The organism is Paenibacillus sp. S02 (assembly GCF_019454065.1).
GTDB classification, from domain to species: Bacteria; Bacillota; Bacilli; order Paenibacillales; family Paenibacillaceae; genus Paenibacillus; species Paenibacillus polymyxa_B.
This window is the reverse complement of record NZ_CP073682.1, coordinates 2,668,213-2,682,507: the sequence shown is the minus strand read 5'-3', so window position 1 is coordinate 2,682,507 and position 14,295 is coordinate 2,668,213. Positions and strand designations below refer to the sequence as shown.

The 14,295-nt window shown below is 43.7% G+C and carries 13 protein-coding genes and 1 pseudogene; 9 read left to right on the top strand and 5 right to left on the bottom strand.

Features of this window, described 5'->3' with window-relative positions:
- Nucleotides 1-55: 55 nt before the first annotated feature.
- Together KAI36_RS11775 and dpaL are read right to left on the bottom strand one after the other, a co-directional pair.
- Nucleotides 56-1,306 carry a Zn-dependent hydrolase gene (locus KAI36_RS11775; RefSeq protein ID WP_220027816.1) on the bottom strand — a complete coding sequence of 417 codons (1,251 nt, stop codon included), beginning with the start codon at nt 1,304-1,306 and terminating at the stop codon, nt 56-58.
- Nucleotides 1,307-1,345: 39 nt separating this feature from the next.
- The gene (gene dpaL, locus KAI36_RS11770) at nt 1,346-2,575 is read right to left on the bottom strand and encodes a diaminopropionate ammonia-lyase (RefSeq protein ID WP_220027815.1); all 1,230 of its coding nucleotides are present in this window, start codon (nt 2,573-2,575) and stop codon (nt 1,346-1,348) included.
- A 209-nt stretch (nt 2,576-2,784) separates the two neighbouring features.
- On the opposite strand from dpaL, the gene KAI36_RS11765 reads away from it, so the two are divergent.
- The 8 genes from KAI36_RS11765 to KAI36_RS11730 all read left to right on the top strand — a co-directional run bounded on the left by KAI36_RS11765 (nt 2,785) and on the right by KAI36_RS11730 (nt 9,233).
- Nucleotides 2,785-3,486: a GntR family transcriptional regulator gene (locus tag KAI36_RS11765; RefSeq protein WP_220027814.1), complete on the top strand. Its 702-nt coding sequence runs from the start codon at nt 2,785-2,787 to the stop codon at nt 3,484-3,486.
- Nucleotides 3,487-3,560: 74 nt separating this feature from the next.
- Entirely contained in the window at nt 3,561-3,926 is a 366-nt protein-coding gene (locus tag KAI36_RS11760) for a ribosomal protein L7/L12 (RefSeq protein WP_481856517.1), read from the top strand.
- Between the two features lie 17 nt (nt 3,927-3,943).
- Complete coding sequence (gene ybaK, locus KAI36_RS11755; protein WP_076294590.1) at nt 3,944-4,423, top strand: Cys-tRNA(Pro) deacylase; 480 nt, start codon at nt 3,944-3,946, stop codon at nt 4,421-4,423.
- An 88-nt stretch (nt 4,424-4,511) separates the two neighbouring features.
- Nucleotides 4,512-5,702, top strand: a complete 1,191-nt coding sequence (locus tag KAI36_RS11750; protein WP_220028100.1) for an oxalate decarboxylase family bicupin — start codon at nt 4,512-4,514, stop codon at nt 5,700-5,702.
- 417 nt (nt 5,703-6,119) lie between these two features.
- Nucleotides 6,120-6,344, top strand: coding sequence for a putative quinol monooxygenase (locus KAI36_RS27215; RefSeq protein ID WP_346730205.1), 225 nt, complete (start codon nt 6,120-6,122; stop codon nt 6,342-6,344).
- 165 nt (nt 6,345-6,509) lie between these two features.
- Nucleotides 6,510-7,640, top strand: a complete 1,131-nt coding sequence (locus KAI36_RS11740; protein WP_346730199.1) for an MFS transporter — start codon at nt 6,510-6,512, stop codon at nt 7,638-7,640.
- Between the two features lie 13 nt (nt 7,641-7,653).
- Nucleotides 7,654-8,112, top strand: a complete 459-nt coding sequence (locus tag KAI36_RS11735; protein WP_076294592.1) for a heme-binding protein — start codon at nt 7,654-7,656, stop codon at nt 8,110-8,112.
- A 386-nt stretch (nt 8,113-8,498) separates the two neighbouring features.
- Nucleotides 8,499-9,233, top strand: coding sequence for an IclR family transcriptional regulator (locus tag KAI36_RS11730; RefSeq protein WP_220027813.1), 735 nt, complete (start codon nt 8,499-8,501; stop codon nt 9,231-9,233).
- A gap of 528 nt (nt 9,234-9,761) precedes the next feature.
- Here KAI36_RS11730 and KAI36_RS11725 read toward each other — a convergent pair.
- On the bottom strand, nt 9,762-10,481 hold the full coding sequence (locus KAI36_RS11725) for a YebC/PmpR family DNA-binding transcriptional regulator (RefSeq protein ID WP_013310214.1): 720 nt from the start codon (nt 10,479-10,481) through the stop codon (nt 9,762-9,764).
- A gap of 200 nt (nt 10,482-10,681) precedes the next feature.
- Between KAI36_RS11725 and KAI36_RS11720 the strand changes: the two genes are divergently transcribed.
- Nucleotides 10,682-11,464: a spermidine synthase gene (locus KAI36_RS11720; RefSeq protein WP_220027812.1), complete on the top strand. Its 783-nt coding sequence runs from the start codon at nt 10,682-10,684 to the stop codon at nt 11,462-11,464.
- On the opposite strand, the pseudogene KAI36_RS11715 reads toward KAI36_RS11720, so the two are convergent.
- Nucleotides 11,461-13,204 (bottom strand): annotated as a pseudogene (locus KAI36_RS11715) (proline--tRNA ligase). The gene KAI36_RS11720 and the pseudogene KAI36_RS11715 sit on opposite strands and share 4 nt — an antisense overlap.
- Before the next feature lie 321 nt (nt 13,205-13,525).
- Complete coding sequence (locus tag KAI36_RS11710; RefSeq protein WP_220027811.1) at nt 13,526-14,221, bottom strand: P-loop NTPase family protein; 696 nt, start codon at nt 14,219-14,221, stop codon at nt 13,526-13,528.
- Between the last annotated feature and the right edge of the window lie 74 nt (nt 14,222-14,295).

Sequence of the window (14,295 nt, the reverse complement as noted above, 5' to 3'; positions counted from 1 at the left end):
TGGATAAGAAAAACGGATTACCGCAGATTTTGAACCATAGGTACTCCGTTTGATTTTATACATCACCAGCAAGATGTTTAATAACGTCTAATAGTACATTGGCTCCAGCTACCAGATCCGGTCGCGGCGTGTATTCGCGCGGATTATGACTAATGCCGCCAATACTTGGAACAAAGATCATAGCTGCCGGACAAATGCGAGCCATCATTTGAGCGTCATGACCAGCGCCGGATGTCATTCGCTTGGAGCGCAGCTCGCGCTGCATGGCAGCAGCCTCTATCAACTCCACAATGTTGGCATCGAAAGCAACTGGATCAAAACGGGCCATTCGCTCGGTCGTGATGGTTACCCCTTCGGTAGCTGCAAGATCTCTAAGATACTCGGTCAGCGCCGCTTCTTCAGCCTGCAATCTCTGCTCATCAGGATCACGCAAATCAACAGTAAACGTGGCGCGTGAAGGAATAACATTAATCGCATTAGGCTCCATGCTAAGACAACCAACCGTAGCCACCGTAGGCGTCTGCGACCTTGTCGCCCGGTCCCTTAAAAATGTGATGACACAGGCTGCTGCATGTCCCGCATCTCTGCGCATCGACATTGGTGTAGTCCCGGCATGATTGGCAACTCCCTCAATAGTAACGCGCTGCCAGGATATTCCTTGAAGGTTCTCAACTGCACCAATTGGAACGCCGACACTTTCCAGTACTGGGCCCTGCTCAATATGAAGCTCCACATAAGCATGGGGCAGCATAAAACCCGGCTCCTCTGTTCCTTCATACCCGATGCGCACCAACTCTTCTCCCAGTATAGTGCCGTCTGTTCCCAAAGAGGCTAATGCGTCCTCAAGCGGGAGTCCACCTGCATATACCAGCGAACCCATCATATCAGGGGCATAACGCACCCCTTCCTCGTTTGTAAAAGCACCCACAACAATAGAGCGAGCAGGAATAAAGCCAGAAACCTGCAATGTCTGAATGACCTCAAGACCGGAAAGCACACCATAACAACCATCGTACACACCGGCATTGATCACTGTGTCAATATGCGACCCAATCAGCACCGGAGCTAGTTGAGTATCATTTGCACCTTTCCATATGCCAAAGATGTTTCCAATACGGTCAACCACAACCTCCAGACCAGCCTCCTTCATCCAGGCTACCAAGGCGTCACGACCACTCTTGTCTGCAGCAGAAGCTGCCAGCCTGGTCAGCTTTTGTTCAGGGTCACGTCCCATTTGTCCAAGCGATTGAATCCGATCCAGTAAACGTGCTTCATCAATGCATAGGTTGGAACTTTTAAATACCATTTTGCATTCCCCTTTTCATTCTAAAATTTTTGCTCATTCTCATGAAAAAGATGGATACTTGCCTTCCCATACAATTTGTCTGTATGCCTCGGGATCTGTATCCCCTTCCGTGCTTATGATGAGGATTCTGGAGTCTTCATCTAATTGAAGCTGAGCTGCAGCTTCAATTAGATTTTCTTGCTTCCGCAGCAAGCTCAAAACACCTAAGCCAACAGCGCCAGACTCACCAGATATAATTTGGGGATCACCAGGTAATGGATTTCCAAGCATCCTCATGGCCTTTGCCGATACAAAATCCGAACAGGTGATATACATATCCGCATAATCTCTCAATAGTTCCCAAGCTACTGTGCTAGGTTCCCCACAAGCAAGTCCAGCCATAATCGTGGGCATAAAACCTGTTACAGCATGAGGCTTTCCGTCATTTTCCGCCGCTGATTTATAGATGCACGCTGCTTCATTGGGCTCAATAATAACCGTTGTCGGTCTTTTTTCACCAAAATGAGATATCAAATATCCCAGTATACTTGCTGCAAATGAACCAACACCTGCCTGTAAAAATACATGTGTCGGATAATCATCACCCACCGCTCGGATCTGTTCCAATGCCTCATCTATCAACGTCCCATAGCCCTGCATAATCCAAGTTGGAATTTCTTCATAGCCTTCCCATGCACTATCTTGCAGCAAAACCCCATGATGCTCAGTAGCATAGGTATTGGCCAACCTAACAGTGTCGTCATAGTTTAGTTCCGTAATAGAGGCTTCTGCCCCTTCATTTCTGATATGATTTAATCTAACTTCAGAAGATCCTTTTGGCATAAACACGACTGATTTCTGCCCTAGTTGGCTAGCAGCCCAAGCAATCCCTCTACCATGATTTCCATCTGTAGCTGTTACAAAAGTAATATCGCCCAATTGTCCCTTGATCTCTTCGGTCTTCAACTTTTCAAAAGAAAGCTCTGAAATATCCATATTCAGTCTATCTGCCAGATACTTGCCGACGGCAAAGGACCCGCCTAATACTTTAAAAGCACCCAATCCGAATCTGTAGGATTCGTCTTTTATCCATATGTTCCCTACGTTGAGCTTGCGTGACAACTTTTTCAAGCTGTGCAGTGGAGTGACTTCATATTCAGGAAAGCTTTTATGGAAGTTTCTAACCTTTTTGGCCATATTCCTATTCATAAATTTTACTGATATTTTCTTGAATTCTGCTTTACGCGCCTTCTCATTTGTCATGTATTTTAATGCTGTCATGTCCTGCATACATGTCTCCTTTTATTCTTAAAATACTAAATATCTTAGTTTTGTTAACGAAATATTGCATGTGATATATTACATGTTACCCATCAGACTATATACTGTCAACTTGGTTTGCGATATGAAATGTATATGAAATCGGGCTGCAATCATTGATACTCATGAATTGTATGTGATATATTACATTCAAATAAAATTCGAAGGAGGTCTAATCATTGCTATCCAAACATGCAACCAAAGTTAAGCGTTCATCTATACGTGAGCAAGTATACCTTCAGCTGCAGGAATGGATTATTAGTGGTGTTTTAAAGCCTGGAGATAAGTTAAAGGATCAAGAATTAGCGGAAGTTCTAGGAGCCAGCCGTACACCTATCCGTGAAGCTATTTTAAGACTGGAAGAAGAAGGAATGGTTCAGACTAAAGCCAATAGCTGGACGCAGGTAGCACCTGTTGATATTAAACAGGCTTATCGGCTGTACCCCATCATCGGGTCACTTGAGAAGCTTGCTGTTTCGTTTGCTCAAGAAAAAATTGAATCTAAGCATATTAAAGAATTAGAATTATTAAATGGAGAGCTCAAGCGGGCGCTAAAGGAAGAAAATGCAATCCTTGCGCAACAATATGATGCTCAATTCCACCAGGTTTTTATTGATCTGTCGGCAAATGAAGAATTGATTTATGTGCTGGAGGGATTGAAAAAAAAGCTGCGCCGTTATGAGGTGACATACTTTGACGGTTTTTTGGGCGCAGAGTCATCAGTTGCAGAACACCAAAAAATAATCAGTGCACTTATAGCTAAAAATTTCGCAGCCGCCGCCGACATGATTGAATCAAATTGGAAAGAAAGTTTTCAACGCCGATTATCTAAATTGGATATAGACAAAGACGAAACCGTGTTACCGCTTCAAGAGGAATGAGCCTCTTCCTCTTCTCTTCGATCATCATGCTATACTAGAAATAAGAATCAAATTTTTAGTGCGGCATCTTTGCGATGAAACTAAGTGAAATTGGGGGGATTCTGTTGTCTGCTATTGAGTATATAGCAATAATCGCGTTGCTCCTCTCCGTCATACTTTTAATTAAGGTCTACAGCCTTCAATCTCGGCTTAATGACTTGAAATCCGACGTGGAGCGTCTTGAAAATCGTTCAGGAATACAAGGCACATCGCTGTCAGGTACCATCGCTGCCACTCCTCCACATGTTCTAGATGCAGGAGCTTCAGAAGATATCAATGAAAGGTTGCTCCTGCTAATTAGGGAAGGAAAAAAGATTCAAGCCATAAAAGAGCTGAGAACCGCTAAGGATCTTTCCCTTAAGGATGCAAAGGATTACGTGGATCACTTGGAAACACTCTAAAGAAAGGAAGAAATAAGATGAGTGCCAGCAAAACAAACGCCATGCGCATATTGGACGGGCAACATATACAATACAATATTTTGAGTTATGATCATCAAGATGGAAAAATAGACGGGATGAATGTGGCTGAGAAAATTGAGAGAGCCCCGGAAATGGTTTTCAAAACTTTGGTTGCACATGGCAAACAAAATCTGTTTGTTTTTGTAATTCCTGTACATAAAGAGCTTGATCTCAAAAAAGCAGCCAAATCCGCGGGAGAGAAAAAAATTGAAATGCTTCCAGTTAAGGATTTGCAAAAGTATACGGGATATATTCGCGGTGGCTGCTCCCCCATAGGAATGAAAAAGCTCTACCCTACTTTTATCGACCAGCCTGCATTGGAACTGGAAGCCATCGTTGTGAGCGGTGGGAAAATTGGGACCCAACTGGAGTTGAGTCCACACGATTTAGCTCAAATCATTCAGGCACAGTTTACAGATCTGACGCATACAGCATAAAACTCACCACATGATCATAAAATCTTTATGCGTATTTTCTCTTATCCCATACTTTATCAAGCTTCAACCTGGAGAGGAAGATCTAATGATGCATAATGATTGCCCGAAAAATGCAAGAATCCCCCAACCCATCAGAAGTGATGGTGCTGGGGGTATCGACAAGGGTCCACGTGATGTGATGAGGGATCTACAGAATCCCGATATGCTGGTTCCCCCCGTAACGGACAATGGTCTCATTCCAAATATGAGATTTTCTTTTTCTGATGCTCATATGCAGCTTAATCATGGTGGGTGGTCAAGAGAAGTAACGGTAAGAGAATTACCTATTGCTACTACCCTTGCCGGGGTGAATATGAGTTTGACACCGGGTGGTGTACGTGAGCTTCACTGGCATCAGCAGGCGGAATGGTCATATATGCTGTTGGGAAGTGCTCGCATTACGGCAGTTGACCAAAATGGACGTAATTTTATTGCTGATGTGGGTCCTGGGGATCTCTGGTATTTTCCTCCTGGCATTCCGCACTCTATACAGGGGCTTGAGGATGGGTGCGAATTTTTGCTGGTTTTTGATGATGGCAGTTTCTCCGATCTGAACACCCTATCCATCTCGGATTGGTTCGCACATACTCCCAAAGACGTACTTTCTGCAAATTTTGGTGTACCAGAAGCTGATTTTGCAGCGATTCCTCAAGATCAAGTATACATCTATCAGGATTCCGTTCCCGGTTCAATTCAAAGCCAAGCGGTTCCCTCTCCTTACGGGACATTGCCCCAATCCTTCAAGCATGAATTACTAGCCCAGCCCCCAATCAAAACGCCGGGCGGAAGCGTACGAATCGTTGACTCCTCCAATTTTCCGATTTCCAAAACCATCGCAGCTGCCCTTGTTGAGATTGAGCCCGGAGCCATGCGAGAAATGCACTGGCACCCCAATAATGACGAATGGCAATACTATCTGACAGGGCAAGGACGGATGACTGTCTTTGGTGGTAATGGCGCGGCCCGCACATTTGATTTTAAAGCCGGAGATGTCGGATATGTGCCTTTTGCTTATGGTCATTACATTCAAAATACTGGCACTAGCTCACTATGGTTTCTTGAAATGTTTAAGAGTGACCGTTTTGCGGATGTTTCCTTGAATCAATGGATGGCTCTCACGCCAACAGAACTGGTTCAGAGTAATTTACATGTAGGTACTGATGTGATCTCTAATTTACGAAAGGTAAAATGGCCCGTCGTCAAATATCCTGGTTATTCTTATGACCCTAAAAATAAATAACCAGGAACGTATCACGCTTGCCACTAGATCAATGAACCCTCTTCTTGAATATGACGGGTTGATTCAAATGCCCCTTCATTTATTACTTCCATTTTCACGTATCCTTCTATCCAATCCCGCCAGCATATCTGCATAATCTACAGGCATTCCAGCGTTTTTATTAAAAGTCAAATCAATTATGAAAAGGATTGATAATTCAATCCTCTTATAGAATGTGCCACATTTTATATAAGCTTCACTGGACATTTTTGTTTTTTTAATGTACCAAAACTTAGAAGACTAGAAGGGGGTATCCCTTGCACTTCCACTGGAAGGATTTAGAATATTCATTCAAGTGTGCCTATAACTTCTTTATTCAATTCAATTGATCAGATGTTACTCAATATTGCCAGGACAAGAGGAGCAGCTATGCAATGAATTACTCAAACTATTGAACCATCGCGTGCAGAAAAAGGCTGCATACAATATAAGCTTCATAAGTCGCTCGAAGAGAAAGGTATATTTGTCTTTTATGAAACTTGGGCTGATGAAAATGCCATCTCCACACATGTAAACACCGAGCATTATCAAACATACCGAAAAAATATTGAAACCATTATCGATACTATGGATGTGTATCATTTGGATAATATGGAATCATAATTGCAAAGCACTTATTTAAGATCATTTTTTCGTTTTATTAAGGACATCCGATTCTTAAGTTGGCAGTATGCTCTCACCAAAGTTTCAAAAATAGAAACAATTTCTCTTTATTTGAACATCAATACTTTCTCACTTAATATTAGCCTACATAAAGGAGGTGAAAGTATGAATTCAAAAATCTTCATAGCTCTAATGTCACTTGCGCTAAGTGCTTTTGCCATTGGAACGACGGAATTTGTTATTGTCGGGATTCTGCAAGAGGTAGCCACAGATCTTGGCATATCAGTAACCCAAGCTGGGACGCTGGTGTCTGGGTATGCAGTGGCCCTTGCCATTGGAACCCCGATCGTCGTAGTTCTAACCGGAAAATTGCCTAAAAAAGGATACTTGGTGTTCCTCATGATCGCGTTCACTGCAGGGAATGCTCTGGCAGCAGTAGCTTCTACCTATTCCATTTTGCTCTTGTCTAGGATAATTACAGCTGTTGCTCATGGCGTATTTTTCGCAGTTGCAGCGACAGTGGCCGCAGATATGGTCCCTGCTAACAAAAAAGGTACCGCCATCTCCATCATGTTCACCGGGCTAACCGTCGCGACCATTCTTGGAGTTCCCCTTGGGACATATATCGGACAGGAGTTTGGTTGGCGGATGTCATTTGCCGTGGTGGCTGTATTGGGGCTGATAGCTTTGTTGGTCAGTCTTGTAGCCGTAGAAAAAGTTCCACGTACATTGCACTCACCGAGCCTTAGAGATGTTGGAAGTTTGATTGTCAACCCTCGGATCATCACTGCACTGCTAATGACGGTAATGGGCTTCGGCGGTTACTCAGCCTCGTCTATTTCATGGCTGCTGTTGGTTTACGGTGTTGCTGTGGCAATTGGGAATATTATCGGGGGGAAATTAGCAAATGGGCATCCTGTAAAGGCGCTTCGATTCGTATTCCTGTCTCAGGGCATTGCCCTGCTGTTGCAAATATGGCTACTGCCCAACAAGACGCTCACCATTTTGTCCCTCATATTAATGGGTTTGTTTGCCTTTATGATGTCTCCCGGCGTTCAGGCTTACATTTTAATACTTGCAGAAAAGCTGGTACCTTCTGCTAAAGATGTCGCTTCTGCATTAAATATATCTGCATTTAATATTGGGATAGCAGCTGGTTCAACAGTAGGCGGGCTTGCAGTAGACCATTTGCACATCATGGACACGGCTTGGATCGGCACAATTATGGCAGGATTCGCCTTTTTACTGGCAACTATAAACTTCAGAATGGATAAGAAACAGAATCTTTTTTGTTGAGGTGAGAGGATAAATGGATTTAAAATCATTAGATCTTTTAGAGAAAGAATTGGAATTCACAAGTTTTAGCCATCAAGATGCACTTGCCATTGGCAACCGGATTGTGCAGTATGCTCAAGAAAACAACGTAGCGGTGGCCGTGCATATTGAACGTAATCGAGTTCCCGTGTTTACGCATCTAATGGATGGTACTTCGGAAGAAAACTACGTATGGTTATTTCGCAAAAAAAGAATCGTCGATCACTATAACCGCAGTTCTGCCTACATCGACCAGCGCTTTATCCAAAGCGGTGCTTCTCATGCAGAACACTCCCTGCTTTCCACTGAAGAGTATCAAGCGGTTGGCGGATCTATTCCCATCCGTGTCAAAGGTGTTGGCGTAGTCGGGTCTGTAACGGTCGGGGGATTGACAGGCGAGTTGGATCATGCGTACGCAGTTGAGGGCATTCGTCTGTTTTTGAAAGGAGAATAAGTGGTTATGAGCATGAGCATAACCACTTTAATATACATGAGAGGGTTGGGCGTAAAGCTCTTTCCCTCTCTTTTTCATTCGTAATCAGTTAATCAAGAGCTACTTTCGATGTAACCTATACACCCCAATCGTGCATGTACGAGCATGCGTGCCCCTATTTTTGAATCTATCCTTCTACAACAGAATATTCATTGTGATTAGTTGAAGTCCTCTGGCGAAAGACCGAATCTGTACAATTTTACTTCATACAAGTTAAAATGGAATGCAATGGTTTTTATTTATATGTCAATAATTCAATTATAATAAATAATTTCCCGCTTTCAATAAATCTGAAACACATTGATAGTCATTAAGACTAAATTAAAAAGATGTTTAGAGGTGAATCAATGGATCAATATGAGGTTGCAACCTTAAAAAAAGGACTACTCATTCTAGACGCGTTGCAGCAAGGTGAACCCATGAGACTGACTGAGATCATGCACCGGTTTAACCTTAACAAGTCTACAACTTTTCGTCTTCTATATACGCTGGAAATGACAGGTTTTATTCAAAAAGATGGTCACACGTACAAAGCTTCTGAATTAAAGGGGCACCATTCATCGTCTGCTAACACTCGACTTAATTGGTTAGTTGTGCCATCCCTGCATCAATTAGCGCAGGAACTTGGCGAAACCGCATATATCGGGGTTTTAGATGGAATGAAAGTCATGACAGCACAAGTGGTGGAGGGCAATCATACCATCCGTAGCCATACACGTGTAGGTGATTCCGCTTATGCCCATCTAAGTGCCTTTGGGAAAGTTATCCTGGCGCACCTAAGTGATGAACAACTAAAAAAAATGCTTACACATCTTACCCAGCACAAAGCAACAAAGCATACCTTTGACGACAACCATTTATTAAAAGAGCATCTAAATGTAATCCGTCAACAAGGATACGCCATTGATGATGAAGAAACAGAAGTGGGTTTACGCTGTGTTGCTGCACCAATATTTTATAATGGTAAAGTGATCGCAGCATTGGCTATATCTGGCCCTACCGCACGATTAAGCCGAAAGAAAGACCGTGCGGTAAGTAAAAAATTGAAGGAATGCAGTGCACAGATTTCCGGTCTACTTTGACCCGCTCAACTGCTCAAATTCAGTCCGCGGATTCATCTTATCACGGTGATGATTGCAGTCATCAGAGAGTACGTAGATTGGACCGCATCAGAGGAACGGTACATGACCGAACTGCTTATCGAGTAAAATTTCTAAGTCAAAAGAGCTCCCCTTTCAGGGAGGCTCTTTTGGTTTTGATCAAACTTAAAAGCAAAATGTCAATGACGAGGGGAATATATCCAGGCCAGGGGCCTCCAACAGTTTGGCGACGAATAGCTACTTTAATGGGAGGAACTTTAAAAGAGGTATGAATTATTAGGAAAGAATTTCGATCATTAATTTTTACATTCTTCGTTTTTAGCAGATAATCTTTGATTGCTTCCTGAATAGCTTCTACTGGATCGTCTCAACACACGAGTAATCCTCTAAAGTTACTTTCCCGATAATCTCAGCCACTCCGCCATAGGTTAGTGACTGAGGTTCGGTGATGACTATACAAAAAAAACACCGTATCGAAATACGATGTTTTTATAAGCTAATCAACAAAGACTATTCCTCAGAGTCTACATTGTGGTAAACCTGCTGAACATCCTCTAAATCTTCTAATGCATCAATCAATTTATCGAATTGAACTTGTGCATCTTCTGGAAGAGAAATATCATTTTGGGCAAGCATAGTGAGCTCCGCAACGGTAAACTCAGTCACTCCTGCTTGTTTGAAAGCTTCCTGCACAGCATGGAATTGATCAGGCTCTGCATATACGATGACGGCTTCATCTTCTTCAATGATGTCACGTACCTCTACATCTGCCTCCATCAGCAGCTCCAGCACTTCGTCTGCGGTTTTACCCACCAGACCAATAACTGCTGTTGAATCAAACATGTAGGCTACAGATCCGCTCACGCCTAAGCTACCGCCATTTTTAGTAAAAGCAGAACGCACATCTGATGCTGTACGGTTAACGTTATTGGTCAGTGCATCTACAATGACCATGGAACCGTTCGGTCCAAAACCTTCATAACGAAGCTCTACGTAGTTTTCATCGCCAGCACCTTTTGCTTTTTCAATAGCACGGTCAATGATTGCTTTGGGTACATTGTACGTTTTTGCACGTTCTAAAACGACTCTTAATACCCGATTGGATTCAGGATCAGGTTCGCCCTGTTTGGCTGCCACATAAATTTCCACGCCAAATTTAGCATATATACGACTCGTATTAGCATCCTTGGATGCCTTCTTTTCTTTAATGTTATTCCACTTACGTCCCATAATATCCCGCTCTCTTCCTGTATGAATATACACAACGAACTTCATTATATCCTTGTATATTATATCTCCTAAAGGACATACGAACAAGTTCAAACAACTCCGTTATGGAAAAATAAACAATTCTACCTAATTAGGGATGCTTGGAAATGTGAACTTTCAATTCTCCTCATCTATGGACAATCCCCCTATCCATGTCTAAGATGAGGAGGAAGTCTGACTTAAAGGAGATCATTTACTTGGATGTCTTGTACAAAAAGTTGAGCCATAATCATGAAATCACAGTATACGAAACCACTGAGCTGTATGGTGAAAAGGGATTATTTCGGGTGATGCAGTTTTCAAATACAGCCGTCCAAGGCGCAGTGGACTTGAACCATCCGCAACGCATTGTGTTCGAATATCCGAGGGCAATCGTCCATCTCATGGAGCTGAACGATCCGTCATTTGAAGATGTATTTGTTATTGGGCATGGTATAGGTACAATAGCGGGCCATTTTACAGATAAACGCTTTAAGATTGCCGAGCTGGATGCACAAGTCGTAGAGTTCAGCCGAACATTCTTTGGATACGATCAGGATAATGTGACTGTTGGCGATGGACGTTGCCTTCTGGAGAGGGAAGCGCCGGATGCTTATGACTATATTATTTTGGACGCCTTCACGGAGCAGGGTACGCCCCTGCATTTAATATCCTGGGAATTTTTCAAGATGGCCAAAGAAAAGCTGGATTCCGAAGGCTCCCTGATCATGAATTTAATGGGCAAAAGTGAACACGATCACCTGATCAATGCCATTCACACAACGTTGCGTGAAGAATTCGCCTATGTCACAACTTTCTCGCTCCCCTCGGAAGGTGCTGCCGACATTCAAAATATCATTATGATTGGTCGGGACAAGCCCATCTGGTTTCAGGCACGTCAGATGGCGGGCTTTCATGAGATTACACTTGGAGAAGGTCATATTCTACGGGATACAGATGCTTAGTGTAGTTCCAATATTCGTCTCTCTACGTCTTCGATATGAATCGTCTCTTTGTTGCAGCTTTTTCGTTCCACTAACTCTACTTTCCCGTGTTCGGCATCTTTACCAACGACGATGCGCACGGGAATACCTACTAAATCGGAGTCTTTGAATTTAACCCCAGGCCGTTCCTCCCGATCGTCCAGCAGCACCTCCACACCACGATCCTGCAGCTGGTTGTATAATTTCTCGGCGATTTGCATCTGAAGCCTGTCTTTCACAGAAATCGGAATAATATGAACTTGAAATGGGGCCAGCGCATAAGGCCATATCATTCGTTCCGTTCTGATCGTGATTTTGCTCTACAATGGCAGAAAGGATCCGGGATACGCCAATGCCATAACAGCCCATAATCATCGCTTGCTCAGTTCCGGAAGCATCCAGAAAAGTCGCACCCAGCTTCTCACTATATTTGGTGCCTAGTTTAAATACGTGTCCGATCTCAATCCCGCGATGAAGTTTCAATTCCCCTTCGTCACATCGAGGACATCTATCCCCTTCTATGACATTCCGCAAGTCAGCTACATGCCGAAGATCTAGATCGCGCCTTGGATTCACATGTCGATAATGATAATCCAGCTCGTTCGCGCCCGCGATACCGCTGGACATTTGGACAACGGCGTAATCTACCCACACAGGGATCGTCAATCCGCATGGGCCTATGAACCCCGAGGGGGTTCCAGTCGCCTTTGATACGATGTCTGCACTTGCTATTTCGAATTTTTCACTACCTAAAATATGTTTAACTTTCACTTCGTTGACCTCATGATCACCCCTGACAACTATAGCAACAGGTTGATCGTCAGCCATATAAATCAGTGTTTTGATGATTTCTTCAGGTTCTATGTGAAGCGATTCAACCAGTTGATCTATTGTACGCAGACCTGGAGTATGGAATTTTTCCATTTTAGCTGTATCGAAAGAAGGATGGCTGACATGTTCATTTTCATCTGAGACTGGGGCTATTTCTATTTCACCCGTCGACCGCGCCACGGCTTTTTCAAGATTAGCTGCATATTCACAGCAGGTACATGCTACAATTGTGTCCTCTCCAATATCAGCTAGAGCCATAAATTCATGGGTTTCACCTTCGCCACCAATGGCACCCGCATCTGCTTCTACAGCACGAAAATTTAGACCACAGCGGGTGAAAATACGATGATATGCCTGGAACATGGTCCAATAGGTATGATCTAGTCCTTCCCAATGTGCATCAAACGAATAGGCATCCTTCATTAAGAATTCTCTGCTGCGAAGCAGGCCAAATCGAGGACGTCGTTCATCCCGAAATTTGGTTTGAATTTGATACAGCGTTACAGGCAATTTGCGATAAGAATTCACTTCACTTCGTATTAAAGACGTAATGACCTCTTCATGTGTAGGCCCCAAAGCAAACTCCCGATCATGCCGATCTTGCAAACGCATCAGCTCAGGACCGTAAACATCGTATCTCCCTGATTCTTGCCACAGCTCCGTTGGCTGCAATACAGGCATCAGCAGTTCTCCAGCCCCTGCACGATCCATTTCATCCCGTACAATTTGCTCTACTTTTCTGAGCACCCGTCTTCCCAGTGGCATGTAGGTGTACATTCCAGCCGCCAGTTGGCGGATAAATCCTCCCCGCAGCAAAAGCTGATGACTGATCACTTCGGCCTCTGCGGGTGCTTCACGCAAGGTTGTCAGTAATAATTGGCTTTGGCGCATGTGTAGCTTCCTCCTTGTATGGACGATAAAATGTACGCAAAAAGACACATCCGTCAGGGACGAATGTGTCGTGGTACCACCCTTAATTTGACCGTAGCCATACACGGAACGGTCCTTCATCAGATAACGGCGTCTAGCCGGTAACGGTTTATCTTACAAACCGCTACAGCTCGCAAGGCAGGGAAACGTTCATTCGCGGCGAGAAACCTTTCAGCCCATGAGTTTCTTCTCTGTACAGCGGGTATTGAACCTTTGATCCTTGGTCTACACTATTCCTATATATTACAATTTTCACCGCTTTACACGAAACGTAAGTTCTAGTCAAGGAGATAATCGTCTATCTGGAGCTGTCCAGGGACATGAACGATATTTAGATTTCAAGATAATCAAATTCCGTTGGTTACCATATTGCATAATGAGCGGCCAGATTTTAGGACGAATACGCCTGCGGAAACCCAGAACAAAGCGGACAAAGCGAGGCGAAATATCCCAAATACGAACTGCTTCCTCCTTTACTCCTTTGGGTAGCTCCCTGGAAAATAAAAAACGGTTAAGCGAACGTGTGATAACACCTGTTATCGCTTCAATCGTGCTGACATCCATCACAATGATCGTATCGGCGCGCTGGAGTCGCTCGGTAAAATAACGTTCATGAAAATTCCCTTCGATGATCCACTCTTCCCTTTGGAGCACTTCACCCAGCTGTTTGAGAAATTGCTCGTCTGTGCTCCGCTTCCACTCCGGCCCCCAATACAAATCATCCAAAGAGATATACGGCAATTGAGTCCACATGGAAAGACGTTTGGCCAAAAAAGTCTTACCGCTTCCCGGCGAGCCGATCACGATAATACGTTTAGCGTGCTGCACAGCACGAAACTCGTTATCCTGTCCTGCATGTAAGGGCAGCATTGAGTAGATCAATCGATAGAGTAAACCTACTACCAAAGAACCTCCCTTTAAAAGCAAATAAAGGAGGCACAGTGGCAGAAAAACAATTACGTATTTCACACTGTCCATCAGACAACATGCTCCTTTTACAAATTCAATAATTGAGACCATTACGTACGTGAAGCTCCAAATACACGCTGTTG

Excerpts from the sequence above, each read along its gene's own strand:
- KAI36_RS11710 (WP_220027811.1), bottom strand. The coding sequence starts at position 14,221 with ATGGACAGTGTGAAATACGTAATTGTTTTTCTGCCACTGTGCCTCCTT.
- KAI36_RS11720 (WP_220027812.1), top strand. The coding sequence starts at position 10,682 with ATGAGGAGGAAGTCTGACTTAAAGGAGATCATTTACTTGGATGTCTTG.
- KAI36_RS11735 (WP_076294592.1), top strand. The coding sequence starts at position 7,654 with ATGGATTTAAAATCATTAGATCTTTTAGAGAAAGAATTGGAATTCACA.
- KAI36_RS11760 (WP_481856517.1), top strand. The coding sequence starts at position 3,561 with ATGAAACTAAGTGAAATTGGGGGGATTCTGTTGTCTGCTATTGAGTAT.
- dpaL (WP_220027815.1), bottom strand. The coding sequence starts at position 2,575 with ATGCAGGACATGACAGCATTAAAATACATGACAAATGAGAAGGCGCGT.
- KAI36_RS11740 (WP_346730199.1), top strand. The coding sequence starts at position 6,510 with ATGAATTCAAAAATCTTCATAGCTCTAATGTCACTTGCGCTAAGTGCT.
- KAI36_RS11730 (WP_220027813.1), top strand. The coding sequence starts at position 8,499 with ATGGATCAATATGAGGTTGCAACCTTAAAAAAAGGACTACTCATTCTA.
- ybaK (WP_076294590.1), top strand. The coding sequence starts at position 3,944 with ATGAGTGCCAGCAAAACAAACGCCATGCGCATATTGGACGGGCAACAT.
- KAI36_RS11750 (WP_220028100.1), top strand. The coding sequence starts at position 4,512 with ATGCATAATGATTGCCCGAAAAATGCAAGAATCCCCCAACCCATCAGA.
- KAI36_RS11775 (WP_220027816.1), bottom strand. The coding sequence starts at position 1,306 with ATGGTATTTAAAAGTTCCAACCTATGCATTGATGAAGCACGTTTACTG.
- KAI36_RS11725 (WP_013310214.1), bottom strand. The coding sequence starts at position 10,481 with ATGGGACGTAAGTGGAATAACATTAAAGAAAAGAAGGCATCCAAGGAT.